The organism is Allobrachymonas denitrificans DSM 15123 (assembly GCF_900110225.1).
In the GTDB taxonomy this organism is placed as follows: domain Bacteria; phylum Pseudomonadota; class Gammaproteobacteria; order Burkholderiales; family Burkholderiaceae_C; genus Brachymonas; species Brachymonas denitrificans.
Genome location: NZ_FOCW01000009.1, coordinates 24,692 through 48,209, shown reverse-complemented (window position 1 = coordinate 48,209; position 23,518 = coordinate 24,692). Strand labels below are relative to the sequence as shown.

27 protein-coding genes are annotated in these 23,518 nt (G+C 63.7%); 15 read left to right on the top strand and 12 right to left on the bottom strand.

Features of this window, described 5'->3' with window-relative positions; translation table 11 throughout:
- The first annotated feature begins 8 nt into the window (after positions 1 to 8).
- The 3 genes from BMW28_RS11330 (at position 9) to BMW28_RS11320 (ending at position 2,081) form a co-directional block, all read left to right on the top strand.
- Positions 9 to 821: an endonuclease/exonuclease/phosphatase family protein gene (locus BMW28_RS11330; protein WP_091818022.1), complete on the top strand. Its 813-nt coding sequence runs from the start codon at positions 9 to 11 to the stop codon at positions 819 to 821.
- A 111-nt stretch (positions 822 to 932) separates the two neighbouring features.
- Positions 933 to 1,640, top strand: a complete 708-nt coding sequence (folE, locus tag BMW28_RS11325; RefSeq protein ID WP_091818055.1) for a GTP cyclohydrolase I — start codon at positions 933 to 935, stop codon at positions 1,638 to 1,640.
- Positions 1,641 to 1,658: 18 nt separating this feature from the next.
- Positions 1,659 to 2,081, top strand: coding sequence for a BLUF domain-containing protein (locus tag BMW28_RS11320; RefSeq protein ID WP_091818020.1), 423 nt, complete (start codon positions 1,659 to 1,661; stop codon positions 2,079 to 2,081).
- Positions 2,082 to 2,157: 76 nt separating this feature from the next.
- Here the strand turns inward: BMW28_RS11320 and BMW28_RS11315 are convergent, their stop codons facing one another.
- The 4 genes from BMW28_RS11315 to BMW28_RS11300 all read right to left on the bottom strand — a co-directional run bounded on the left by BMW28_RS11315 (position 2,158) and on the right by BMW28_RS11300 (position 5,210).
- Positions 2,158 to 2,826 carry a hypothetical protein gene (locus BMW28_RS11315; RefSeq protein WP_091818019.1) on the bottom strand — a complete coding sequence of 223 codons (669 nt, stop codon included), beginning with the start codon at positions 2,824 to 2,826 and terminating at the stop codon, positions 2,158 to 2,160.
- On the bottom strand, positions 2,819 to 3,196 hold the full coding sequence (locus BMW28_RS11310; RefSeq protein WP_143280597.1) for a hypothetical protein: 378 nt from the start codon (positions 3,194 to 3,196) through the stop codon (positions 2,819 to 2,821). Before BMW28_RS11310 ends, BMW28_RS11315 begins: the two co-directional genes overlap by 8 nt.
- A gap of 172 nt (positions 3,197 to 3,368) precedes the next feature.
- Positions 3,369 to 3,743 carry a glycine zipper domain-containing protein gene (locus BMW28_RS11305; protein WP_091818016.1) on the bottom strand — a complete coding sequence of 125 codons (375 nt, stop codon included), beginning with the start codon at positions 3,741 to 3,743 and terminating at the stop codon, positions 3,369 to 3,371.
- Between the two features lie 123 nt (positions 3,744 to 3,866).
- Positions 3,867 to 5,210, bottom strand: a complete 1,344-nt coding sequence (locus BMW28_RS11300; RefSeq protein WP_159430755.1) for a CHASE3 domain-containing protein — start codon at positions 5,208 to 5,210, stop codon at positions 3,867 to 3,869.
- A gap of 112 nt (positions 5,211 to 5,322) precedes the next feature.
- Between BMW28_RS11300 and BMW28_RS11295 the strand changes: the two genes are divergently transcribed.
- Positions 5,323 to 5,955 (top strand): response regulator, encoded by a 633-nt coding sequence (locus tag BMW28_RS11295; protein WP_091818053.1) that lies wholly within the window; start codon positions 5,323 to 5,325, stop codon positions 5,953 to 5,955.
- A 25-nt stretch (positions 5,956 to 5,980) separates the two neighbouring features.
- On the opposite strand, the gene BMW28_RS11290 is transcribed toward BMW28_RS11295, so the two are convergent.
- Entirely contained in the window at positions 5,981 to 6,355 is a 375-nt protein-coding gene (locus BMW28_RS11290) for a response regulator (protein ID WP_091818012.1), read from the bottom strand.
- 207 nt (positions 6,356 to 6,562) lie between these two features.
- Between BMW28_RS11290 and BMW28_RS11285 the strand changes: the two genes are divergently transcribed.
- A complete protein-coding gene (locus BMW28_RS11285) occupies positions 6,563 to 7,081 on the top strand; it encodes a thermonuclease family protein (RefSeq protein WP_159430754.1) in 519 nt (172 codons plus the stop codon).
- Between the two features lie 3 nt (positions 7,082 to 7,084).
- Here the strand turns inward: BMW28_RS11285 and BMW28_RS11280 are convergent, their stop codons facing one another.
- The 3 genes from BMW28_RS11280 to gpmA form a co-directional block, all read right to left on the bottom strand.
- Complete coding sequence (locus tag BMW28_RS11280) at positions 7,085 to 7,840, bottom strand: HesA/MoeB/ThiF family protein (RefSeq protein ID WP_091818008.1); 756 nt, start codon at positions 7,838 to 7,840, stop codon at positions 7,085 to 7,087.
- A 239-nt stretch (positions 7,841 to 8,079) separates the two neighbouring features.
- On the bottom strand, positions 8,080 to 9,609 hold the full coding sequence (locus BMW28_RS11275; protein WP_091818006.1) for a S41 family peptidase: 1,530 nt from the start codon (positions 9,607 to 9,609) through the stop codon (positions 8,080 to 8,082).
- A 245-nt stretch (positions 9,610 to 9,854) separates the two neighbouring features.
- Complete coding sequence (gpmA, locus tag BMW28_RS11270; RefSeq protein WP_091818005.1) at positions 9,855 to 10,598, bottom strand: 2,3-diphosphoglycerate-dependent phosphoglycerate mutase; 744 nt, start codon at positions 10,596 to 10,598, stop codon at positions 9,855 to 9,857.
- Between the two features lie 179 nt (positions 10,599 to 10,777).
- Between gpmA and BMW28_RS11265 the strand changes: the two genes are divergently transcribed.
- From BMW28_RS11265 to BMW28_RS11245, 5 genes are all read left to right on the top strand, one after another.
- Complete coding sequence (locus BMW28_RS11265) at positions 10,778 to 11,137, top strand: rhodanese-like domain-containing protein (protein ID WP_407640955.1); 360 nt, start codon at positions 10,778 to 10,780, stop codon at positions 11,135 to 11,137.
- 65 nt (positions 11,138 to 11,202) lie between these two features.
- The gene (grxC, locus tag BMW28_RS11260) at positions 11,203 to 11,463 is read left to right on the top strand and encodes a glutaredoxin 3 (protein WP_091818002.1); all 261 of its coding nucleotides are present in this window, start codon (positions 11,203 to 11,205) and stop codon (positions 11,461 to 11,463) included.
- 74 nt (positions 11,464 to 11,537) lie between these two features.
- On the top strand, positions 11,538 to 12,002 hold the full coding sequence (gene secB, locus BMW28_RS11255; protein ID WP_091818000.1) for a protein-export chaperone SecB: 465 nt from the start codon (positions 11,538 to 11,540) through the stop codon (positions 12,000 to 12,002).
- A gap of 111 nt (positions 12,003 to 12,113) precedes the next feature.
- The gene (locus BMW28_RS11250; protein WP_091817999.1) at positions 12,114 to 13,148 is read left to right on the top strand and encodes an NAD(P)H-dependent glycerol-3-phosphate dehydrogenase; all 1,035 of its coding nucleotides are present in this window, start codon (positions 12,114 to 12,116) and stop codon (positions 13,146 to 13,148) included.
- Positions 13,149 to 13,205: 57 nt separating this feature from the next.
- Entirely contained in the window at positions 13,206 to 14,339 is a 1,134-nt protein-coding gene (locus tag BMW28_RS11245) for a succinylglutamate desuccinylase/aspartoacylase domain-containing protein (protein ID WP_091817997.1), read from the top strand.
- A 45-nt stretch (positions 14,340 to 14,384) separates the two neighbouring features.
- Here the strand turns inward: BMW28_RS11245 and BMW28_RS11240 are convergent, their stop codons facing one another.
- Both BMW28_RS11240 and BMW28_RS11235 read right to left on the bottom strand, forming a co-directional pair.
- Positions 14,385 to 15,182 (bottom strand): segregation and condensation protein A, encoded by a 798-nt coding sequence (locus tag BMW28_RS11240; protein WP_091818051.1) that lies wholly within the window; start codon positions 15,180 to 15,182, stop codon positions 14,385 to 14,387.
- A gap of 95 nt (positions 15,183 to 15,277) precedes the next feature.
- A complete protein-coding gene (locus BMW28_RS11235; RefSeq protein ID WP_091817995.1) occupies positions 15,278 to 15,484 on the bottom strand; it encodes a DUF3460 family protein in 207 nt (68 codons plus the stop codon).
- Positions 15,485 to 15,609: 125 nt separating this feature from the next.
- On the opposite strand from BMW28_RS11235, the gene bamE reads away from it, so the two are divergent.
- The gene (gene bamE, locus BMW28_RS11230) at positions 15,610 to 16,143 is read left to right on the top strand and encodes an outer membrane protein assembly factor BamE domain-containing protein (protein WP_091817994.1); all 534 of its coding nucleotides are present in this window, start codon (positions 15,610 to 15,612) and stop codon (positions 16,141 to 16,143) included.
- Between the two features lie 15 nt (positions 16,144 to 16,158).
- On the opposite strand, the gene BMW28_RS11225 is transcribed toward bamE, so the two are convergent.
- Complete coding sequence (locus BMW28_RS11225) at positions 16,159 to 17,868, bottom strand: SulP family inorganic anion transporter (protein ID WP_091817991.1); 1,710 nt, start codon at positions 17,866 to 17,868, stop codon at positions 16,159 to 16,161.
- A gap of 48 nt (positions 17,869 to 17,916) precedes the next feature.
- Positions 17,917 to 20,073, bottom strand: a complete 2,157-nt coding sequence (gene metG, locus BMW28_RS11220; RefSeq protein ID WP_407640954.1) for a methionine--tRNA ligase — start codon at positions 20,071 to 20,073, stop codon at positions 17,917 to 17,919.
- Between the two features lie 219 nt (positions 20,074 to 20,292).
- Between metG and apbC the strand changes: the two genes are divergently transcribed.
- The 4 genes from apbC (at position 20,293) to BMW28_RS11200 (ending at position 23,484) form a co-directional block, all read left to right on the top strand.
- On the top strand, positions 20,293 to 21,393 hold the full coding sequence (gene apbC, locus BMW28_RS11215) for an iron-sulfur cluster carrier protein ApbC (protein ID WP_091817989.1): 1,101 nt from the start codon (positions 20,293 to 20,295) through the stop codon (positions 21,391 to 21,393).
- Between the two features lie 51 nt (positions 21,394 to 21,444).
- On the top strand, positions 21,445 to 22,392 hold the full coding sequence (locus BMW28_RS11210) for an ABC transporter ATP-binding protein (protein ID WP_091817987.1): 948 nt from the start codon (positions 21,445 to 21,447) through the stop codon (positions 22,390 to 22,392).
- Positions 22,393 to 22,472: 80 nt separating this feature from the next.
- On the top strand, positions 22,473 to 23,213 hold the full coding sequence (locus BMW28_RS11205; protein ID WP_234970131.1) for an ABC transporter permease: 741 nt from the start codon (positions 22,473 to 22,475) through the stop codon (positions 23,211 to 23,213).
- Between the two features lie 28 nt (positions 23,214 to 23,241).
- Positions 23,242 to 23,484 carry a BolA family protein gene (locus BMW28_RS11200; protein ID WP_091817983.1) on the top strand — a complete coding sequence of 81 codons (243 nt, stop codon included), beginning with the start codon at positions 23,242 to 23,244 and terminating at the stop codon, positions 23,482 to 23,484.
- Positions 23,485 to 23,518 lie beyond the last annotated feature (34 nt).

Below are 23,518 nucleotides of genomic sequence, written 5' to 3'. Positions count from 1 at the left end.
CTTGAACCATGGCGCCCCCGCAGGTTCCCGAGCGCATTCTGCCGACCGACGAACCGCAGCGCACGCTGCGGGTGGCGACGTACAACATCCACAAGGGTGTACAGGGCGTGGGCCCGGCCAAGCGGCTGGAGATCCACAACCTGCAGCAGGCGATCCAGCAGCTCGATGCCGACATCGTCTGCCTGCAGGAAGTGCGCAAGATGAACCGCCAGGGCGAGCGCCGCTTTGCCAACTGGCCGCAGCAGGGGCAGGCCGATTTCCTCAAGCCGCAGGGCTACCACGCCCTGTACATGACCAATGCCGTCACCAAGCACGGCGAGCACGGCAATGCCTTGCTCAGCCGCTTCGAAGTGGTGCGGCACAAGCATGAGGACATGTCGGACCACCGCTTCGAGCAGCGCGGCCTGCTGCACGGCGAGGTCAATCTGCAGGGCAAGCCGGTGCACGTGATCGTGGTGCATCTGGGCCTGATCGCCGCCAGCCGCGTGCGCCAGATCCGCCAGCTGCAGGAATTCATCGATCGCGAGATCGGCTGGAACGAGCCGCTGCTGGTGGCCGGCGACTTCAATGACTGGGGCAAGCAGCTGGTGCCGATCATGGCCGAATGCGGCCTGCACAGCGAATGCCAGTCGGCTGCCCATTTCACCTATCCCGCGCGCCTGCCGCTGGCGCAGCTGGACCATGTCTATTCGCGCGGCCTGCACCGCGTGCGCCAATTCGTGCCGCAGCTCGATTCGGCGGTGCGCAATACGGGCATCCGCTCCTGGTCGCGTCTGTCGGACCATCTGCCGCTGGTGGCCGAGTTCGAGCTGGACCGCTGACGCGTCAGGCATCCCCAATCGGCGCAGGGCTGATTGTCGAACCTACCCGTGGAACGGGTTACAGATGGTATGCTTCTACAGCTTCAGCAGTCCGAATTCATCCAGACCCCCATGACATCCTCCTCTCCCGCCGAAGACGAAGGCACGCCGGTATCGGTCAAGATCCGGGAACGCATCCTGGCCGCACGCAAGCGCTTCCACGCCAACGACAACATCTCCGAGTTTCTCCAGCCGGGCGAGCTTGAAAAGCTGCTCGACGAAGTCGAGGAGAAGATGCAGGGCGTGCTCGACAGCATGGTGATCGACACCGAGAACGACCACAACACCGACACCACGGCACGCCGTGTGGCCAAGATGTACCTGAGAGAGGTCTTCGGTGGCCGTTACGTGCCGCAGCCGGTGCTGACCGAATTCCCCAACGCCGAGCGCCTGAACGAACTGATGATCGTCGGCCCCATCACGGTGCGCAGTGCCTGCTCGCACCATCTGGTACCGGTGATCGGCAAGGTGTGGATCGGCATCATGCCGAACGAGCACACCAATGTGATCGGCCTGTCCAAGTACGCGCGTCTGGCCGAGTGGGTGATGAACCGCCCTCAGATCCAGGAAGAGGCTGTGGTGCAACTGGCTGACCTGATCCAGGACAAGACGCACCCCGATGGCCTGGCCATCGTGATGCAGGCCACGCACTACTGCATGGCCTGGCGCGGCGTGAAAGACATGGACAGCAAGATGATCAACTCGGTCATGCGCGGTGTGTTCCTCAAGGATCCCAACCTGCGCCGCGAGTTCCTGTCCCTGATCCCGATGAAGGATTGAAAGCCAAACGGAGTTTTTATGCTGGTCAGACTGTTATATGTAAGCCGTGCCGCCGATGCCGCCCTGAAGGATCTTGACAACATCCTGCAGCATGCCCGCACCTACAACGCCGAGCACGGCATCACCGGCGCGCTGTGCTACAGCAGCAATATCTTCATGCAGGTGCTGGAAGGCAGCCGCACGGAGGTGAACCGCCTGTACGCCACCATTCTGCGTGATCCGCACCACACCGATGTGGAACTGCTGCACTACGAGGAAATCAGTGAGCGCAGCTATGGCAGCTGGACCATGGGCCGCGTGGACATTTCCCGCCTGAACACGTCCACCGTGCTCAAGTACTCGGAGCATGCCGACTTCAACCCCTACGCCAACTCCGGCAAGATGTCGCTGGCGATGATGCAGGAACTGGTGGCCACGGCCAACATCATCGGCCGCGCCTGACTGAAGGCATTAACGCACAAGAAAACAGGCAGCCAAGGCTGCCTGTTTTTCGTTGGAGTGTCCGAAAGCAGGGCAATCAGCGCTTGCCGTTGTGCAGCAGGCTGTCCACCACCATCTGCGACAGGCGCGAGAAGTTCATGTTCTGCAGTTCGCGGCTGAAGCTGTTGCGCGCCCAGCGGCGTGTGCCGTTCCAGCGCCAGGGCTTGAGTACCACCACGGCAGCGCCCAGTGCGGCAGCAATGGCCAGCAGGCGGTAGGGGTGGCGGCGGGCGTACTTCTCCAGCAGCGGCTCGCCAATGTCGGCCACCACATGCAGCGGATGGCGACGCCACCAGGCATTGACCAGGCGCTGCGCAGCCAGTGCACCGGTGGACAGGGCGCGTCCGGTATCGCTGTCGACCAGGCCAGACAGCGACCATGCGCGCGCAGCAGGGCGTGCGCGGCGGCGCGCCATGGCAGGGGGAACGGCTTCGGTGCTTTGGGCAATGGCGGCCTCTTCAGCGGCTGTGCCAGGCTCGGGCGGCTCGGTAGCGGCCGCTGCGACGAAAGAGGGGGCCTGTGCCACCACCGGGCTGGGTGGCTGGAGCGTTTCTGCCTGCTGCGCGACGTCTTCGGCAGCCTGGCGGGTGGCCTGCATGGCAGCAGTGGCACCGGGGCGCATGGTTTCCAGCAGGGCTCGTCTGGATTGTTCCAGCCGCTGGGAGGGAGTCAGCAATTCGGTGGTGCCGGGATTGTTTTCAGGCATCTTTTTCTCCAGCAACATGGAAGGCTTCGATGTCCGCCATGAACTGGCGCTTGATTTCCCCGACCTCGGCGCTCAGCACCGGCTTGCGGGTCATGCCCCAGGCAATGAAGGCAAGCAGCAGGGGAATGGCCGGCACGGCCACCAGTGCCCAGTGAAACTGGTTCTGCAGCAGGCCCAGCATCAGGGCTACGCCGGTAAAGACGAGGAACAGCGAAAGCGTGATGGCGACTGCCACCCAGGCTACCAGGCGACGTACGGCATTGCCGGCAACGTCCATCGATTCCGCGCGGAACAGATCCAGGTAATTGCCGATATGGGTCACGATCAGATCGGGCTTCTTGATCATGACCTTGAGAAGGGGGTGAAGCATGGGATCGCCTGTTCGGAAATGGGCCGCCCGAGCCCGGGCGGTATGAAAAAGCCGCAGCGGGTACGCACGGAAACGTGCGGCTCACGACTGCGGCGATCGCATGGAAAAGGCAGGGCCAGCCATATAACCTCCCTGGAGGCCGTCCCGAACCTGCCTTCCCTGCGGATGCAGATCAGCGGTCGCGGCCGCGCAGCATCATCAGCAGGGCGGCTGTGGCTGCGCCCACTCCGGCTGCGATGGCGATCGACTTCAGGGGTTGCTCTTCGACGTAGCTGCTGGTGGCATCGCCGGCGTTCTGCAGGCTGCGCTTGGCGTAGTCGCGGGCGTCGCTGGCCTTGTCGATACCGACACGGGCATATTGCTGTGCACGGCCAGCCAGGTGATCGATGGCTTCGGTCGCGCGGGCACGTGCAGCGCCCAGGCGATCGCTGGCGTTATCCATGGCGGCACCTGCGGCGGTCAAGGTCTTGTCAGCCACTTCCTGGGTGGTTGCGGCGGCGTCGTTGATGACCTTGTCGGTGGTGTTTTGCACGTTGTTCATGTCCATGAGTATCTCCTTTGGAAAGAATAGTGGGGACGACATTCATATGGTAACCGCCTGCGGGATTACAAGAGTAGTCGGCACACCAAAGGATTTGTATGCGGCGGACGACACGCTGTAGGAGGTGACCTACGTCACGCCGCCTTCAGGGGCCGGATCCTGGGGCAGCTGTGCCGAAATGGTGGTGCCGTTGCCGGGAGAAGAGTCCACCTGAATGCTGCCGCGCTGTGTTTCCACGCGGTACTGCATGCCCGCCAGGCCGTGCGAGCCGGTGGCCAGCTGGCTGGTATCGAAGCCGCAGCCGTCATCGCACACGCGGACGTGGACGGTATCTCCCTCTGCCCACAGGTCGACGGTGATCCGGCTGGCGCGCGCATACTTGCTGCAGTTGGTCAGCGCTTCCTGCACCAGACGGTACACGGTCAGTGCCTTGTCCTTGCCCAGCTGCACCGGTTCCAGGCGCGTGACGACCGCCATGCCGGTATTGCCCGCATGGTCGCGCGTCAGGTTCTCCAGCGCCGGCACCAGGCCGAGGTTGCTCAGCGCACTCGGTGTCAGGTCCTCGATGATGCGGCGCTTGAGTGCCACGCCATCGCTCAGGATCTGTGCCAGATGGGCGAGACGTTCCAGCGTGTCCTGTGCGCTGGCGCTGCTCTTGTCCACCCTGCTGCGCAGACGTGCCACGTCCAGCTTGGCGGTGGTGAGCAGGGCGCCCAGTTCGTCATGCAGCTCCCGCGCCAGACGCGCGCGCTCATCCTCGCGCACCAACTGCAGATGGGCCGCCAGGCGGCGCAGGCTTTCGGTGCGCTGCTCCACCGTCTTTTCCAGCTGGATGCGCTCGGCTTCCAGCATCTGCTGCACGCGGGCTTCGCGTCGCTCCTTGGCGACGGTCTGGCGCCAGATCAGGATGATCATGCCCACGGCAAACAGCAGCATGCCGGCCATCGCCAGGCGGGCAATCTGCAGCGACTGCCGTGCCTGCACGTCGAAGCGCTTGAGGCGCAGGTTGTTGAAGGCGATCACATGGGCGCCCTGGGCCTGGATCTTGCGCATCAGTTCCCGTCCGGCCCCGCTTTGCACGATGCGCTGCCAGCCCTGCACGTCGCCGGCCATCTGCATGGCCACGGTCTCGCCCATGATCTTCTGCTTGTCGCGCACATGGGCCAGCAGTGCGTCGACACTGTCGCGCACCCCCACCTGCACGCGGGTGGACAGCTGCGCGGACTGGGTGTCGATGTCGCTCATGTGCTGGATGAAGTCGGCCTGGTAGCGTTCATCGCCGGTGAGCAGGTAGCTGCGCTGGGTGCTTTCGGCATCGGAAACGGCCAGCATCAGCGATTGCAACTGCAGGTTCACACGCCGCGCGGTGGCGGCCTCGTCGAAGGCAAGGTTGGTCGCCCGGAAGTTGATTTCGTTGATGACCAGCAGGGCAGCACAGGTCAGAAAGACCAGTACTGTAAGAATTTTTCGCATAAAGGGGTGTGTGAACCCCTTGGTGAAGGTCTCTACAGTTAACATGGGCAGCTAGTTCAGCGGCGCCCCGGCTTTTCGGGCAGCGCCAGACATCACCACGCTGGAGAGCTTGATGATCAAGGTTGGTATCGTAGACGACCACGCCATTGTGCGGGCAGGTCTGAAACAGTTTTTTGCGGAACAGGTCGATCTGAGGGTGATCGGAGAAGCCGCCAGCGGGCGCGAGGCCATCGATCTGGTGCGCAATGAGCCCATGGACGTGTTGGTCATGGATCTGTCCATGCCCGGGCAGAGCGGCATGGATGCGCTGGGCATGATCCGGGCCAAGGCGCCGGATGTGGGCGTGCTGATCCTGAGCGGCTATCCCGAAGAACACTACGCCACCAACCTGATTCGCCAGGGTGCGAGCGGTTTCCTGAACAAGGAATGCGACCCGGAAGAGATCGTCAAGGCGATCCGCACCATTGCCATGGGCAAGCGCTACATCAGCGCCAGTGTGGCAGAACTGCTGGCGCAGCAACTGGGCAAGGGCGAGGACGTGCTGCCGCACGAGCAGCTGTCCGAGCGTGAATTCCAGGTTTTCCTCAAGCTGGCCAAGGGCGAAACGGCCAGCGACATTGCCGAGGAACTGTCCCTGAGCGTGAAGACGGTCAGCACCTATCGCACGCGCCTGATGGAGAAGATGAATCTCCACACCAACAGCGACCTGACCTATTACGCACTGAAGAACAAGCTGATCGACTGATCAGCCGGAACCCTGGCCTGATCGCTTACTGCTCGGAAATCTCGATGCAGTAATCGATCAGCGCATCGATCTCGCGCGACTTGTCGAAGAACTTGTCGACGCCCATCTGCACGCAGCGGTCGCGCACGTCATTGGTGGCGTAGTTGCTGAACACGACCACCTTCTTGTCGTCGGGGCGATCCTTGCAGGCTTCGACCACACCCAGTCCCGTGCCCTGTTGCAGGAACAGGTCGACAATGGCGAGATCCCACTCTGGCAGATGCGAGGTCAGCCAGTTGACCCCTTCCTTTTCGGTGGCGGCGACGCCCACGGTCTCGGCGTCGGCGAGTTCCTGGAGTGTATCTACCAGATTCTCCCGAATGACCGGGTTGTCTTCTACGATGTAAACCTTCAGGCCCACTTGCGGTTGGCTCACTATGTTATGGGGCTCGCCTGCCTGTTGAGCTGCGGGCCGGAAAATTGAACGATGATATACAAGATACCCCGTGTACTTTCTCAAGTATGCCATCAAGATGCGGGCCGGGCTGTCGGAGCACACTTACAGCACAACAGTTCTATTCTCGAGAGAATCGGACAATGGCTGGGTGCGGTGTGCCTGCTTGTGCTGATGCAGGGGGCAGCACTGGCAGCGGAATCTTTCCCGGCGCGTGTGTTGCGCGTGGTGGATGGCGACACGCTGTGGGTGATGCCCCAGCACGAGGTGCAGGTTCGGCGTGCGGGGGGCGCGCTGGAGCGTTCAGGGCGCATCAAGCTGCGCATCGAGGGCATTGATGCGCCGGAAATCTGCCAGGCCCATGGCCGGACTGCACAGCGCTTTCTAGAACGCTGGGTGCTGCAGCAGACGGTGCAGGTGCATGTACAGGGTTCAGACCGCTATCGCCGCCTGCTTGTCCAGGTGCAGGCGCAGGACGGGCAGGATATCGGTGCTGTCATGGTGCGGGAGGGACACGCCTGGTCGTACCGCACCGGCTGGACGCGCGGTATCTATGCCGCCGAGGAGCGTGCGGCGATGCGCGAGGAGGCCGGGCTGTTCGCGGATCCGAAAGCGCGCTATCCCCGCGATTTCCGCGCCATGCATGGCCCGTGCCATGTGGTGCCGCGCCAGAAGCCGATGCCGAGCCGCTGAAACTCAGGCGTGCATGCTGCCGCAGACCGGGCAGGCCTGCTGGCGCTGCAATCCGATGCTGCTGAAGGCCATGCGGCGGGCGTTGATGAGCAGCATGGCGTGGTGCAGTTCGCTGGGCAGGCCGCACAGCAGCTTGATGGCTTCGGCTGCCTGGATTGAGCCCACGATGCCGGTAATTGGCGCGAACACGCCCATGGTGGCGCAGCGTGCCTCCTCGGGGACATGGCGCGGGTCGAAGGTGCAGGCGTAACAGGGGCTGACCGGATCGCCGGCCCGATAGACGCCGATCTGCGCATCGAAGCGGATGGCGGCGCCCCACACCAGATCGGTTTCTTCCTGCACGCAGGCCTGGTTCACCATCTGGCGGGTGGCGAAGTTGTCGGTGCAGTCCAGCATCACGTCGGCATCGCGGGCCAGTTCGCGCAGCAGTTCGGCATCTGCGCGTCGGGTCAGGGTGCGGATTTGCGTGTCGCTATTGATCTGCTGCAGCGCCGTGCGCATGGATTCGGTCTTGGGCTGACCGACTCGGGCCTCGGTGTGGGCGATCTGGCGCTGCAGATTGGTCAGATCCACTTCATCATCGTCCACCAGCGTAAGGCGACCTACGCCGGCGCTGGTCAGGTACATGGCAGCGGGCGAGCCCAGGCCGCCCGCGCCGATGATGACGGCGTGCGAAGCCAGCAGGCGCTCCTGGCCCTCCACATCGATTTCCTCGAGCAGCAGGTGGCGGGAATAGCGCAGGAGTTGGGCGTCGTTCATCGGGAGGCAGACAGGGCAGGGGAAAGAGGTCGATCATAGACCGATTTGCGGAGGCGATGGAGCGGTGACACATGCACTGCCGGCACGGGGCGGGCCGAGACGGTGCTGATGCAAGGGGGCATCCATCATGAAAAACACCCCAAGGCTGGCGTCCAGCTCCTGGGGTGTTGTTCGGCACGGTATCCGGTGCCGGATGTCTGGCCGGGAAGGGCCACGGAATGCATCCGAGGCCCTGCCGGTCAGCGGGAGGCGGGTGGCTTGGCCGCCGGGGCCTTGCCGGCCGGCTTGTCCTTGTTGTCAGCGGACTTGTCGTCCTCGTCCTTGTCCTTGGATTCGGGTGGACGCACGGTCTGCGTCTTGCTGGCCGTCACCGGCAGGCCCTTGAGCTTGTTCAGCGCCTGCTGCAACTGGAAGTCCTTCTCGCTGCCGAACTCGGGCAGCTTCAGGCCGTCCGGCGATTTCTTCATCTCCGCCTCGAGCTTCTTCAGCGCTTCCTCGCGGGCCTGGGTGCGTTCCTTTTCCTTGGCAGGATCGACCTTGTCATCCTTCTGGCCGTTGCTGATGTGGTGATCCAGATCAGCTTCGCGCATGCGCAGGATGGCGTAGGGGCTGCCCTCGACGGTCTCATCGACCATCACGTCAGGGATGATGCCGGTGGCCTGGATGGACTTGCCCGTGGGCGTGTAGTAGCGGGCCGTGGTGATCTTCAGGCCGGTATCGGGGCCGAGCGGGCGCACGGTCTGCACCGATCCCTTGCCGAAGGTCTGGCTGCCCATCACGGTGGCACGCTTGTGGTCCTGCAGGGCGCCGGCCACGATCTCGCTGGCGGAGGCCGAGCCTTCGTTCACCAGCACCACCACCGGCACTTTCTTGAGCGCGGCAGGCAGTTCGCGCAGCGGATCGCCGCTGCCCAACATGCGGGCATAGTCCTGCGGAATCGCCTTGAACACGGTATTGCTCTCGGCCAGCTGGCCCTTGGTCGACACCACCGGCACGCCCTGCGGCAGGAAGGCGGCAGACACGGCCACCGCCGCATCGAGCAGGCCGCCCGGATCGTTGCGCAGATCCAGCACGATGCCCTTGATGCTGGGATCCTGCTGATAGAGCTCGTTCACCTTGCGCACGAAATCGGGCACAGTGCGCTCCTGGAATTGCGTCAGGCGCACCCAGGCGTAGCCCGGCTCCACCATCTTGGTGCGCACGGACTGGGCGCGGATCTCGGCACGGGTGATGGTGACCGGGAAGGTGCGGCTTTCGGTCTTGCGCCAGATGGTCAGCACCACCTTGGTGTCGGCCTTGCCGCGCATGCGCTTGATGGCGTCGTTGAGCGACATGCCGCGCACGGCCTTGTCATCGATGCGCGTAATCAGGTCGCCGGCCTTGATGCCGGCCTTGTCGGCGGGGGAGCCTTCGATGGGCGAGACGACCTTGACCAGGCCGTCTTCCTGCGTGATCTCGATGCCGACGCCGACGAACTTGCCGCTGGTGCCTTCCTTGAATTCCTTGAAGGCCTTCTTGTCGAAGTACTGGGAGTGCGGATCGAGGCCCGACACCATGCCGGAGATGGCATCGGTGATCAGCTTCTTGTCGTTGACGGGCTCCACATAGTTGCTCTTGATCATGCCGAACACGGCGGCAAGCTGCTGCAGCTCTTCGAGCGGCAGCGGATCAGTGGCATTGCGCGCGGCCGTCTGGAACGACACCGTCGCCATCGCCCCCGCCAGGATGCCTGCCGACATCCAGCCGGCTGCTTTCAACTTGGAACCCATGTATTTACCTTCTCCCGGCCCATTCCCTGCGGGCCCAGTCATGCCTGAATCAGGCTGCAGCCCGCCGAAGGCAGGTGCCAGTGTCCCGTCAGTCCATTGATACAGAAGGGACTATACACGGACCCTGCCCGCGCTGTGTGGCGGGTTTTCGCGTGTTTGTAACGGTTGTCAGGGGCGGTAAGCCCGCAGGGCAGGGGATGGGGCCGGCATGCTGCCAGGAGCAGCCGGCCCGGCTCCCCTCCGGCTTACTTCTTTCCTTGCTGGGCCACGGCCTTGGCGGCAGCTTCTGCAGCGGCGGCATCGCCCAGGTAGTAGTGGCGGATCGGCTTGAGGTCGGCGTCGAGCTCGTACACCAGCGGGATGCCGTTCGGGATGTTCACGCCGACGATGTCCTCGTCGGAGATGTTGTCCAGATACTTGATCAGGGCACGGATGGAGTTGCCGTGGGCCGCGATCAGCACGCGCTTGCCGGACTGGATGCTGGGAGCGATGGATTCGTTCCAGAACGGCAGCACGCGGGCCACGGTGTCCTTCAGGCATTCGGTCAGCGGGATCTGCTCGGGGGCCAGATCGGCGTAACGGCGGTCGCTACGCTCGCTGCGCGGATCATCGGCAGCCAGCGGCGGCGGGGGTGTGTCGTAGCTGCGGCGCCAGATCAGCACCTGGTCATCGCCATACTTCTGGGCCGTTTCCGATTTGTTCAGGCCCTGCAGGCCACCGTAGTGGCGCTCGTTCAGTCGGTAGTCCTTGACCACCGGCAGCCAGGTGCGGTCCATTTCGTCCAGCGTGTACCACAGGGTGTGGATGGCGCGCTTGAGCACGCTGGTGTAGCACAGGTCGAAATCCCAGCCTTCGGCCTTGAGCAGCTTGCCGGCAGACATGGCCTGCGACACACCCGTGGGGGTCAGGTCGACATCGGTCCAGCCGGTGAAGCGGTTTTCGAGGTTCCAGGTGGATTCGCCGTGGCGAATGAGGACGAGTTTGTACATGGCTCTCACAGTGCGGAAAGAGGTGGAGGGAATTGCACACCGACTGGCAGCAGGCAATCCTCTATTCTATAAAATCTCGCCATGTTCATCGGCGCCCCCGGGCGCAGCAAGAGAGGTTACACGTGGATTTTTTGTTGCATAACTGGTTGTTGATCCTGGTGGCGGTCGGTTCCGGCGCCATGCTGCTGTTCCCGGCACTGACGGGCGGCGTGGGGCAGGGCGGCATGTCCGTGGCCGACGCGGTGCAGAAAATGAACCGCGAGAAGGCCGTGCTGGTCGACGTGCGCGAGGCGGGCGAGTATGCCAATGAACGCATTGCGCAGTCCAAGAACATTCCGCTGGCGCAGCTGAGCGAGAAACTGCCGCAGACGGTCAAGAGCAAGTCGACGCCGGTGCTGTTCTTCTGCGAGCATGGCGCGCGCTCCGGCCGTGCGGCCGCCATCGCCAAGAAGCTGGGCTACGAGCAGGCTTATTCGGTGGCCGGCGGGATGCGCAGCTGGAAGAGTGCGAACATGCCGGTGAGCGGCAGCAAGGCCTGAGCGCCAGCTGGCCCTGCTGACACCCTGAAACACTGCCGCTGCATGCGGCAGCGATACTCTTCATCATGCAAAAAGTCACCATCTACACCACCGCCTATTGTCCGTACTGCATTCGCGCCAAGCAGCTTCTGAAGGAGCGGGGCGTGGCCGACTACCAGGAAATCAAGGTCGACCAGGACCCGGCACAGCGCCAGGTCATGATGGAGCGCAGCGGTCGTCGTACTGTGCCGCAGATCTGGATCGGCGAGACGCATGTGGGCGGCTGTGACGACTTGTTTGCCCTCGATCAAAAGGGCGGACTGCAGCCCCTGCTGGACGCGGCCTGATTGTCATGAAGCCTGCATGGCGTGCTGCATAATGAAGCCTTGATCATTCACACTTGCGAAAGTACAAGCACGCCATGGCAGACAACCAGGACCCCGTATTCAACATCCAGCGCATCTACCTGAAGGAAGCCTCGCTGGAGCAGCCGAACTCCCCCGCCATCCTGCTGGAGCAGGATGCCCCCAACGTCGAGATCCAGCTGGGTCTGGGCGGCGAGCAGGTGGCTGACGGCCTGTTCGAGGTGACCGTGACGGCAACCGCCACCACCAAGATCGGCGAGCGCACCGTGTTCCTGGTCGAGGCCAAGCAGGCCGGCATCTTCGAGATCCGCAATCTGCCCGAAGACCAGATGAACGGCGTGATGGGTGTGGCCTGCCCGCAGATCATCTACCCCTACCTGCGTGGCAACGTGGCCGACATCGTCCAGCGCGCCGGCTTTCCGCCCGTGCATCTGGCCGAGATCAACTTCCAGGCCATGTACGAGCAGCAGCTGCAGGCGGCTGCCGCCGAAGGCCCGGCTGACGGCGCTGCCGTGCAGTAAACTCCTCCGCAAGAGACAGCTCCGGCTGTCTTTCCGCACGGAATGGACAGGGCGCTCGGCGCTCTGTTTTTGTATGGGCATGGCCTAAAGGGCCACCTTTGGGAACACGCGATGAAGATTGCCGTTTTGGGAGCGGGCGCCTGGGGCACCGCAGTTGCCATCCACGCTGCACAGCACCATGAGGTGACCCTCTGGACGCGTCAGCCCGAACATGCCCAGGCCATGCAGGCCGAACGCAGCAATACCCGCTATCTGCCGGGCGTGGCATTTCCGCAAGCACTGTCGGTGGCCAGCGGCATCGCTACCGCTGCCGATGTGGCGGATGATGACCTGCTCGTGCTGGCGGTGCCGGTGGCCGGCCTGCGCGGGCAGCTGGAGCAGTTGCGGGGATCCGCTGTGCCGCTGGTCTGGCTGTGCAAGGGCTTCGAAGCCATGCAGCCGGGTGCTTCCTTCGGGCTGTTGCCGCACGAAGTCAAGCAGCAGGTGGCGCCTGAGCTGATTGCGGGGGTGCTGAGCGGCCCCAGCTTTGCCCAGGAAGTGGCGCGCAGCCAGCCGACGGCGCTGGTGGTGGCGAGTCCCCATGCCGTCGTGTGCGAACGGGCGGTGCAGGCCCTGCATGGCGGCACCATGCGCGTGTACCGCAGCGATGATCTGATTGGTGTGGAGGTGGGCGGCGCGGTCAAGAACGTGCTTGCCATCGCGACGGGCGTGCTGGACGGACTGTCCCAGCGGGCTGCACAGGGCGCGGAGGGTTTTGCCCCCGGCCTGAATGCGCGCGCGGCGCTGATGACGCGGGGGCTGGCCGAAATGACGCGTCTGGGCGTGCGCCTGGGTGCTGACGGAGCCACTTTCATGGGCTTGAGCGGCATGGGCGATCTGGTGCTGACGGCCACCGGCGACCTGAGCCGCAACCGCAAGGTGGGTCTCTTGCTCGCGCAGGGCATGACGGCGGATCAGGCGGTGGACAGCCTGGGCCATGTGGCCGAAGGCGTGTATTGCGCCCGCACCGTGCTGGCCCGTGCCGATGCCTTGGGCGTGGACATGCCGATCACGCGCTGCGTGGTGGCGCTGCTGGATGGTGCCATTGCGCCGGTCGATGCCGCACGCCTGCTGCTTGGCCGCGATGCCAAGAACGAACATGCCTGAGCGCGCGGGTTTGCCTCACTGATTGCGGACGCCCGTTCGGACCATAATGCAGGCAGCATGGAAAAACGCACCTACCCCCTGCGCCACGCCACGCCCGGCACCGAGACCGTGGTCACGGCGTTCTGCTTTGGCCCGCACCAGGCGCAGCGCAAGATCTACATCCAGGCCAGCCTGCACGCGGACGAGCTGCCCGGCTCGCTGGTGGCGCATCACCTGTTCGAGCGGCTGGAGCGCCTCGAGGACGAAGGGCGCCTGCCATCCCGCATTGTGCTAGTGCCCATGTGCAATCCCCTGGGGTTGCGCCAGAACCTGTTCTACGGCCATATCGGGCGTTTCGATTTCGCCACCGGCCAGAACTACAACCGCCTGCGCAGCATCCGCCTGCATGACTGGGCGCTGGAGCGCTTGCAGCAGCAGGGTTTCGTACCATCCGGGGATGCTGCCACCAACGTGACGCAGATTCGCGCGGCCATGCAGCAGAGTATCGACGCCTTTGAACCGCAGACCAGCGTGGAAGCTCTGCATGCCGTGCTGGTCGGGCTGGCGTTCGATGCCGATCTGGTGCTGGATCTGCATTGCGACAACCATGCGGTGCTGCATCTCTACACCTTGCCGCAGCTGTGGCAGGCGTTTGAGCCCATGGCCCGGCATCTGGGGTCGGAATGCCAGATTCTGGCGGAGGACTCGCAATCGGATTCGTTCGACGAGTCGCTCTCCACGCCCTGGCTCAAGCTGCAGCGCACCTGGCCGGACGCCGCCATTCCGCTGGCATGCCACAGCGCCACCGTGGAGTTGCGGGGCGAGCGCGACCTGTCCCATGCCTGGGCGCAGCAGGATGCCGATGCCTTGCTGCAGTACCTGCACCAACTGGGCGATGTGCAGCTGCCTTCCGACGCCGTGCGTGAAGCTCCCGAACTGGCGCGCCCTCCGCATCCGCTTCAGGGCATGCAGTATGTGAACGCGCCCATGCCGGGCATCGTGGTCTACCACGTGCAGGCGGGAGATTGGGTGCAACGCGGCCAGCCGCTGGCGGATGTGGTCGATCCGGTGAGTCAGGAGCAGATCACGGTGCACAGTCCGATCGACGGGGTAGTCTTTGCCACCAGCGGGCAGCGTTTCGTGCATCCGGAGAACAAGCTGATGAGCATCTCGGGCGCCGAGGATATCGGCAACGCCAGTCTTTCGCCCTGACGGGATTGAGCGTGAGGGGTCTCGATGCCGAAGCAGAAATCGAGCCTAGCTGGGCGTATACGCCAGGCGCACGTAGATGGGCGCAAACGCTTCGGCCTGGGTGATTTCCACCAGTGTTTCCTTGGCCAGTTCCAGCAGGGCTATAAAGGTGACCACCATCACCGCCACACCGCGGGCCGGATCGAACAGCTGCTCGAATTCGACGAAGCGGCGTCCCTGCAAGGTCTTGAGCACCAGGCTCATGTGCTCGCGCACGCTGAGTTCCTCGCGGCTGATGCGGTGGTGCTGCACCAGCTTCGCACGCTTGAGGATGTCGGCCCAGGCCTGCTGCAGATCGCTCAGTTCCACATCGGGAAAGCGCGGCTGCAGGGATTGCTCGATATGCACCTGGGCGCGGAAGAAATCGCGGCCGGCCTGCGGCACGGTGCCCAGCTGGGCGGCAGCGAGCTTGATCTGCTCGTATTCCTGCAGTCGGCGCACCAGTTCGGCGCGGGGATCTTCGGCTTCCTCGCCCTCGGCCGTCTTGCGCGGGGGCAGCAGCATGCGCGACTTGATCTCGATGAGCATGGCTGCCATCAGCAGGTATTCGGCGGCCAGTTCGAGGTTGCGGGTGCGGATTTCATCGACATAGGCCAGGTACTGGCGCGTCAGCGCCGCCATGGGAATGTCGAGGATGTTGAAGTTCTGCTTGCGGATCAGGTACAGCAGCAGGTCGAGCGGGCCCTCGAAGGCTTCCAGGAAGATCTCCAGCGCATCGGGCGGGATGTAGAGATCCTGGGGGACGTTGAACAGGGGCTCGCCATACAGGCGCGCCACGGCCACGTTGTCCACCACCTCGGGCATCAGCGCATCGGTGGCTGGTGCAAGGTCAAGATCGGGGGTGTCCAAGGCGTGGCGGAGAGCAGGTCAATGGCATCGGGAACGATGCCGGGCCGGCATTATTCGGCGTTGGTCTGGTAGACGTAGGGCTTCTGCTTGACGCGGCCGGCCTTGTATTCGGCGATCAGTTCGCGGTCGAGTTCCTTGTCCCACAGCAGGGCGCGGCCGGCACGTTGCTGCTCATCCAGTTCGGGGCGCTGCTTTTTCAGCTCGTTGATGAACTTGGTGGTTTCGGACTGGTAATCGGGACGGCGGAACAAATGCATGGTGCAGCGCTCAAAGTGAAGGAGGAAGGGCCATCAGGCCGAATTTCGTGTATTTTAGCGATTCCTGCCCCTTCCGGCCACGTATGGCGGTCCGGCAGGCAGGTTACTGATCACCAGGAGAACACATGCAGGCATTTTCCCGACGTTTTCGCGGCTGGCAGTGGGCAGCGGCCCTCGCAACCGTGTGTGGCGCCTTGCTGCTGCAGGGCTGCGACAATGAGCGCGTGGCAACGACCGAAGAAGACCTGACTACCGAGGCGCAGGTGTACGCCAAGTGGGGCCAGCCGGAAAACATCTGGGAAGGCCAGAATGGCGAGCGCATTCTCGAATACAACCGCCAGCCGCAGGGCACCACCAACTACCAGATCACCATCGGCCCGGATGGCAAGGTGGTGGCGCTGCGCCAGGTGCTCAACCGCGACAATTTCGATCGCGTCAAGCCCGGCATGATGATGGAAGAGGTGCGCCGCATGCTTGGCAAGCCGGCGCGCATTGTTCCCTATGCGCTGAAGAAGGAAACCGTCTACACCTGGCGCTACCGCGAGGGGCACAACCGCAGCAGCGTGTTCGAGGTGACCTTCGATCCGGATCTGACGGTGATCCGCACCGAGCACCGGGAAGATCCCGAGGACATGACCAACCCCGACAACAAGCCTTGAACGAGGCGGCCGCTGTCAGGAGTCAGCGGCACTGTCCTGGCCGGCGGGCAGCAGGTTCAGTGCGCTGGAAAGGGCGGCAGACAGATCGGGTTCGTGCAGCACGCCGGGGGAGTCCAGCAGACGCACACGGCGTGCCATGTCCAGCGGTTGTCCCATCACGCCACAGAGAATCAGCGTGACGCCGCGTTTCTCGCAGCTGCGCGCGAGGTGCAGCATTTCCTCCGCGCCCGAGGAATCCAGGTAGATCACGTGCTCGATATCGAGGATGGCGACGTGTCTGGGAAGCTGCAGTTCGATGTCTTCGATCAGCTTGACGGCACCAAAGAACAGGGCGCCGTGCAGCCGCCAGGCGCGCACGTCCTGTTCGTTCCAGTGCGTGGGCGGAGCGGTGGTGGCGGCCGGCATCACCGGCTCCGAGCGTGATAGGCTGGAGATGCGGTAGATGAAGGTCAGGCAGGCAGCGACCAGGCCCACTTCGACCGCGACTGTCAGGTCGAACACCACCGTCAGGAAGAACACCGCCAGCAGGGTCAGCCGGTAGGGCATGCGGTAGCTGCGCAGGCGCGCGAATTCGCTCCACTCACCCATGTTCCAGGCCACGAACATCAGCACGGCGGCCAAGGTAGGCAGGGGAACCAGGGCGGCCAGCGGTGCCGCCACCAGCACGATCAGCAACAGCACCGAGGCATGCACGATGCCGGCCACCGGGCTGCTGGCGCCGCTCTTGATGTTGGTCACGGTGCGTGCAATGGTGCCGGTTGCGGGCATGCCGCCAAAAAACGGAGTGATGAAGTTGGCTGTGCCCTGCGCCATCAGTTCCTGGTTCGGGTCGTGCCGGTCATCGGTCATGCCATCGGCCACGCGGGCGCACAGCAGTGATTCGATGGCGCCCAGAATCGCCAGTGTCAGGGCAGGAATGAACAGGAAGCGTGCCGTGTCCCAGTTGAGTTCGGGCAGGGCAAAGGCGGGCAGTTCGGCCGGGATGCCGCCAAAGCGGCTGCCGATAGTTTCGACTGGCAGGCCAAGCGTGGACACGGCAATGCTGCCCAGGATCAGCGCCACGATGGAGCCCGGAATGATGGTCAGTTTGCCATGCAGGACCTGCTTGTTCGGACCCAGCGAGGGCAGCAGGTGCTGCCAGGCGATGATGACCAGCAGTGAGCCGGCCGATACGGCCAGCGCGTAGGGGTTGAAGGTGGACATGTGCGCCCACAGGGTGGAGAGCATGCCGAAGAAGTCGGCAGGCATCTTCGGGATGCTGAGGCCCAGAAAGTCCTTGAGCTGAGACAGGCCGATCAGCACCGCAATGCCGTTGGTGAAGCCGATCACCACGGCCACCGGAATGAAGCGCACCAGCGTACCCATGCGGAACAGGCCCATGAGAAACAGCAGGATGCCCGACATGGCGGTGGCGATGATCAGGCTGGGCACCCCATAGCGCTCGACGATGCCGTACACGATCACGATGAAGGCGCCGGCCGGCCCGCCGATCTGCACCTTGCTGCCGCCGAACAGGGCGATCAGGAAGCCCGCGATGATGGCCGTGAAAATGCCGGTTTGCGGCGTCAGCCCGCTGGCGATGGCGAAGGCCATGGCCAGCGGCAGTGCCACGATCCCCACCGTGATCCCTGCCGTGACGTCCTTGACGAAGCGTTCCCGGGTGTAGCTGCGCAGCGCTTTCAGAATGCTGGGCTTGAACAGGAGGATGGACTCAGGCAGCTGCATGGGGAACTCCGGCGGGTTAACTGCGAACGGCTACATACATGGGACAACTCAGTGGATGCGCATCCCCGGTTGAGCGCCCGGGAAGGGCTCCAGCACGTAGATGCCGGGCTGGGCCTTCTCGTCCGCATGGCTGGCGGCCAGCACCATCCCTTCGCTCAGGCCGAATTTCATCTTGCGCGGCGCCAGGTTGGCCACCAGCACAGTCAGCTTGCCCACCAGTTGTTCGGGCTGGTACATGCTTGCGATGCCGCTGAACACGTTGCGCGTCTTCGGCTGGCCGGCTTCGTCCTTTTCGCCGGCATCCAGCGTGAGCTGCAGCAGCTTGGTGGAGCCTTCCACCGCCTTGCACTCCAGGATTTTGGCGATGCGCAGGTCGACCTTGGCGAAATCGTCGATGGTGATGGTCGGTGCCAGCGCTTCGCCACCGGGTGCGTTGGGATCCACCGGAGCGGCCAGCGCCTGCGACTTCTTCGCGGCCTTCTTTTCCGGTTCCTTGGCGGGAGCCGCATCGGCCGGGGGCGCGAACAGGGCATCCAGCTGCTTGACGTCCACGCGCTGCATCAGGTGCTTGAATTCGTCCATCTGGTGGCCGGCACCGAGCGCCTTGCGCGCATCGGCAAAGTTTTCGGCCGGCACGATCAGCAGGTTGGCCACTTCCGCCGCCAGCTTGGGCAGGATGGGCTTGAGGTAGATGGTGAGCACGCGGAAGGCCTCGATGCACAGTGTGCACACTTCGTGCAGGCGCTGTTCCTGGCCTTCCTGCTTGGCCAGTTCCCAGGGCTTGTGCTGGTCGACATAGACGTTGACCTTGTCGGCCAGCGCCATGATCTCGCGCACGGTGCGGGCGTAGTCGCGCGTTTCGTACAGCTGCGCAATGCCGTCGCCTGCCTGCTGCAGTTCGGCCAGCAGGGCAGTGCCCTGGGCATCCAGCGTGCCCAGCTTGCCCTCGAAGCGCTTGCTGAGGAAGCCGGCCGAGCGCGAGGCGATGTTGACGAACTTGCCGATCAGGTCGCTGTTCACGCGCGCCATGAAGTCGTCCGCGTTGAAGTCGATGTCCTCGTTGCGGCCGTTGAGCTTGGCGGCCAGGTAGTAGCGCAGCCACTCGGGGTTCATCTTCAGGCTCAGGTACTTGAGCGGATCCAGGCCAGTGCCGCGGCTCTTGCTCATCTTCTCGCCGTTGTTCACGGTCAGGAAGCCGTGCACGAAGATGGCGTCGGGCGTCTTGCGGCCGCTGAAATGCAGCATGGCGGGCCAGAACAGCGTGTGGAAGGTGATGATGTCCTTGCCGATGAAGTGGTACTGCTCCAGGTTCGGGTTGGCGAAATAGGAGTTGTAGTCCTTGCCCTGCAGCGTGAGCAGGTTCTTCAGGCTGGCGAGGTAGCCGACGGGTGCGTCCAGCCACACGTAGAAGTACTTGCCTGGTGCATCGGGGATCTCGATGCCGAAGTAGGGGGCATCCCGCGAGATGTCCCAGTCGCCCAGCTGGGGCTGGTCGCCGCTGCTGCCGTCGGCGGCGGGCTGGAACCATTCGCGGATCTTGTTCAGCACCTCGGGTTGCACGTGCGGCACGCCGCGAGGGCTTTCGATGGCCGTCCACTGCTTGAGGAAGTCCACCGCGCGCGGGTCGGACAGCTTGAAGAAGAAGTGCTCGCTCTGGCGCAGTTCCGGCGTGGCGCCGCTCAGGGCGGAGAAGGGGTTCTTCAGCTCGGTGGGGCTGTAGACGGCGCCGCAGCTCTCGCAGTTGTCGCCGTACTGGTCCTTGGCACCGCACTTGGGACATTCGCCCTTGATGAAGCGGTCGGGCAGGAACATGCCCTTGTCCGGGTCGTAGAACTGCTCGATGGTGCGCGTCTCGATCAGGCCGGCTTTCTTCAGGTCGAGGTAGATGGCTTGCGCCAGTTCCGTGTTTTCCGGGCTGTCGGTGCTGTACCAGTGGTCGTGGCTGATGTGGAAGCCTTCCAGGTACTGCTTGCGGCCGGCGGCGATGTCGGCGACGAACTGCTGCGGCGTCTTGCCGGCCTTTTCGGCGGCGATCATGATAGGCGCGCCGTGGGCATCGTCGGCACCGACAAAATTCACTTCATGGCCCTGCATGCGCTGGAAACGCACCCAGATGTCGGCCTGGATGTACTCCATGATGTGGCCGATGTGGAAGGTGCCGTTGGCGTAGGGCAGGGCAGTGGTGACGAACAGTTGGCGCGACATGATCCGGATGGGAAAGAGAGGCAGGAAGCCGGCGCTGCGAGAGCAGCGTGCGGAGACACAAACCATTCATTTTACGGGAGCGTGATTACACGCGGAGCGGCCTGCGATGATTTGAAGAAATTGCATCCGGCAGTCGTGCCCTAATCCGCTTGCCGAACAGGGGTGAGCGCATTGGCTACACTGGCGGGCATTGACGAATTTTCTGGAACACCCGCACCCATGACCATTCCTGCAGAACTGCTCCAAGCCCTCGCCGTTGTCACCGACGAAACCGGCGCTCCGCTCGCCAACGACAAGTCCATCAAGGATCTGGTGTGGACCGGCAACCGCCTTGCCTTCACGATCGAGATGGGCTACCCAGCTGCCAGCCGTCACCCGGCCATCCGCGAGGCACTGCAGCAGGCAGCCAGGGCGCTGCCCGGGGTGGAGCAGGTCGATGTGCAGATCACGACCAAAGTGGTGCCGCATGCGGTGCAGTCCGGCATCCAGCTGATCAAGGGCGTGAAGAACGTGGTGGCGGTGGCCTCGGGCAAGGGCGGCGTGGGCAAGAGCACCACGGCGGCCAACCTGGCGCTGGCGCTGGCTGCCGAAGGCGCCAAAGTCGGCCTGCTGGATGCGGATATCTACGGCCCCAGCATGCCGATGATGATGGGCGTGCAGGGCAAGCCGGAAAGCCTGGACGGCAAGTCCATGGAGCCGATGATCGGCCATGGCGTGCGCGTGATGTCCATCGGTTTCCTGATCGACGGCGACCAGGCCATGATCTGGCGCGGCCCCATGGCCTCGCAGGCGCTGGACCAGCTGCTGCACCAGACGCACTGGGGCACGGCCCCCGACGACGAGCTGGACTATCTGGTGGTGGACATGCCGCCCGGTACCGGCGACATCCAGCTCTCGCTGAGCCAGCGCGTGCCGGTGACCGGCGCCGTGATGGTGACAACGCCGCAGGACATCGCCCTGCTGGACGTGAAGAAGGGCATCAATATGTTCCAGAAGGTCGGCGTGCCGATTCTGGGTGTGGTGGAAAACATGGCGGTGCACGTGTGCAGCAACTGCGGCCATCAGGAACACATCTTCGGCCGCGAAGGCGGCAAGCGCCTGGCCGAGGCGCAGGGCATGCCCTATCTGGGAGCGCTGCCCTTGTCGCTCAGCATCCGCGAGCAGGCCGACAGTGGTGCGCCCACGGTGGTGTCGGATCCGGACAGCCAGGCTGCGCAGACCTACCGCGAGATCGCGCGCAAGGTGGCGGCCAGCATCGCGGCCAAGGGGCGTGACTATACGCACAAGTTCCCGACAATCAAGGTGTCGCACGGCACCTGAGCCACAGGCAGGCGTGCAGGCTTGGGCCGCAAAAGTTACAATGAACGGTTAATGTCTGCCATCTCCATCCAATCCCTCGTCAAGACCTTCCCGCCGCGCGGCAATGCGCCGGCGGTGCATGCACTTGACCACGTCAGCTTCGATATCGGGCATGGCGAATTCTTCGGTCTGCTCGGCCCCAACGGTGCCGGCAAGACCACGCTGATTTCCATTCTGGCCGGCCTGGCCCGTGCCAGTTCCGGCTCCATCAAGGTGCATGGTTTCGATGTTCGCACCGACTACGTGCAGGCGCGCCGCCACCTGGGCATCGTGCCGCAGGAGCTGGTGTTCGATCCCTTCTTTACCGTGCGCGAGGCGCTGCGTTTCCAGTCTGGCTATTTCGGCCTGAACCGCAACGATGACTGGATCGACGAACTGCTGGCCGGCCTGGGACTGTCCGACAAGGCCAATGCCAACATGCGCCAGCTCTCCGGCGGCATGAAGCGCCGCGTGCTGGTGGCGCAGGCGCTGGTGCATCGCCCACCCGTCATCGTGCTGGATGAGCCGACGGCCGGCGTCGATGTGGAACTGCGCCAGACGCTGTGGCATTTCGTGGCCGACCTGAACCGCAAGGGCCACACCGTGCTGCTGACCACGCACTATCTGGAAGAGGCCGAAGCGCTCTGCCACCGCATTGCCATGCTCAAGAAAGGGCGCGTGATTGCGCTGGAAAAGACCAGCACGCTGCTGGCCAATGCCACCGCCAACGTGCTGCACTTCAAGACCGATGCCACCCTGCCGCCTGCACTGGCGCAACTGGCGCGTATCACCGGCCGCATGGTCGAACTCCCGGCGCATGATCCGCAGGAAATCGAGCAGCATCTGGCCGCGCTGCGCCAGGCCGGTGTGCCGGTCGAGGAGCTTGAAATCCGCAAGGCCGATCTGGAAGACGTGTTCATCACCCTGATGAATGCGCCCAGCTGCCCGACCGGTGTCGATGCGAAAGGAGTGCAGGCATGACGCAATCACCCCCTTCCGTGCATGTGCAGCCTGATTTCCAGGGGCTGCAGGCCGTGCCCGCTGCCAACGACGGCTGGAAGATGCTGCTGCGCAAGGAAATCCTGCGTTTCTGGCGTGTGGCCTTCCAGACCATTGCCGCGCCGGTACTGACGGCCGTGCTGTACCTGATGATCTTCGGCCATGTGCTGAGCGACCGCGTGCAGGTCTACCCGGGCGTGAGCTACGTCGCCTTCCTGGCGCCGGGTCTGGTCATGATGAGTGTGCTGCAGAACGCCTTCGCCAACAGCGCCTCGAGCCTGGTGCAGAGCAAGATCATGGGCAACCTGGTGTTTGTGCTGCTCACCCCGCTGGGTGGTCGCCACTGGTTCATTGCGTATGTGGGCGCGGCCATCGCCCGTGGCCTGCTGGTGGGGCTGGGCGTGTATCTGGTCACGCTGTTCTATGCACCGCCGCAGGCGGCCCATCCGCTGTGGATTCTGGCGTTTGCGCTGCTGGGTGCCGGCCTGATGGGCGCGCTGGGCATGCTGGCTGGCCTGTGGGCCGACAAGTTCGACCAGATGGCAACCTTCCAGAACTTCATTGTCATGCCGATGACTTTTCTCGCCGGTGTGTTCTACTCCATTCATTCGCTGCCCGGCATCTGGCAGACGCTAAGCCACTTCAACCCGTTCTTCTACATGATCGACGGCTTCCGCTATGGCTTTTTCGGCGTCAGCGATGTATCGCCCTGGCTCAGCCTGGGCGTGGCGGGCGGCAGCTTTGTGCTGGTGTCCATGCTGACGCTGTACCTGCTCAAGAGCGGCTACAAGCTGCGTAGCTGATTTTTTCAAGATTGTTTCCAGGATTTCCATGACTGCCGACGAACTGCGCTCCCTCATCACGGCCGGACTGCCGTGCGAACACATCACCATGGAAGGCGACGGCCGTCACTGGTTTGCCACCATTGTGTCGTCGTCCTTCGAGGGCAAGCGCCTGATCCAGCGCCACCAGCTGGTGTATGCCACGCTGGGTGATCGCATGAAGACGGACGAAGTGCATGCGCTGTCCATGAAGACCTTCACGCCGGCCGAGTGGGCCGCTGCGCAGGACTGACACCTGCCTTCCCGAACAAGAACGATTCCCTGAA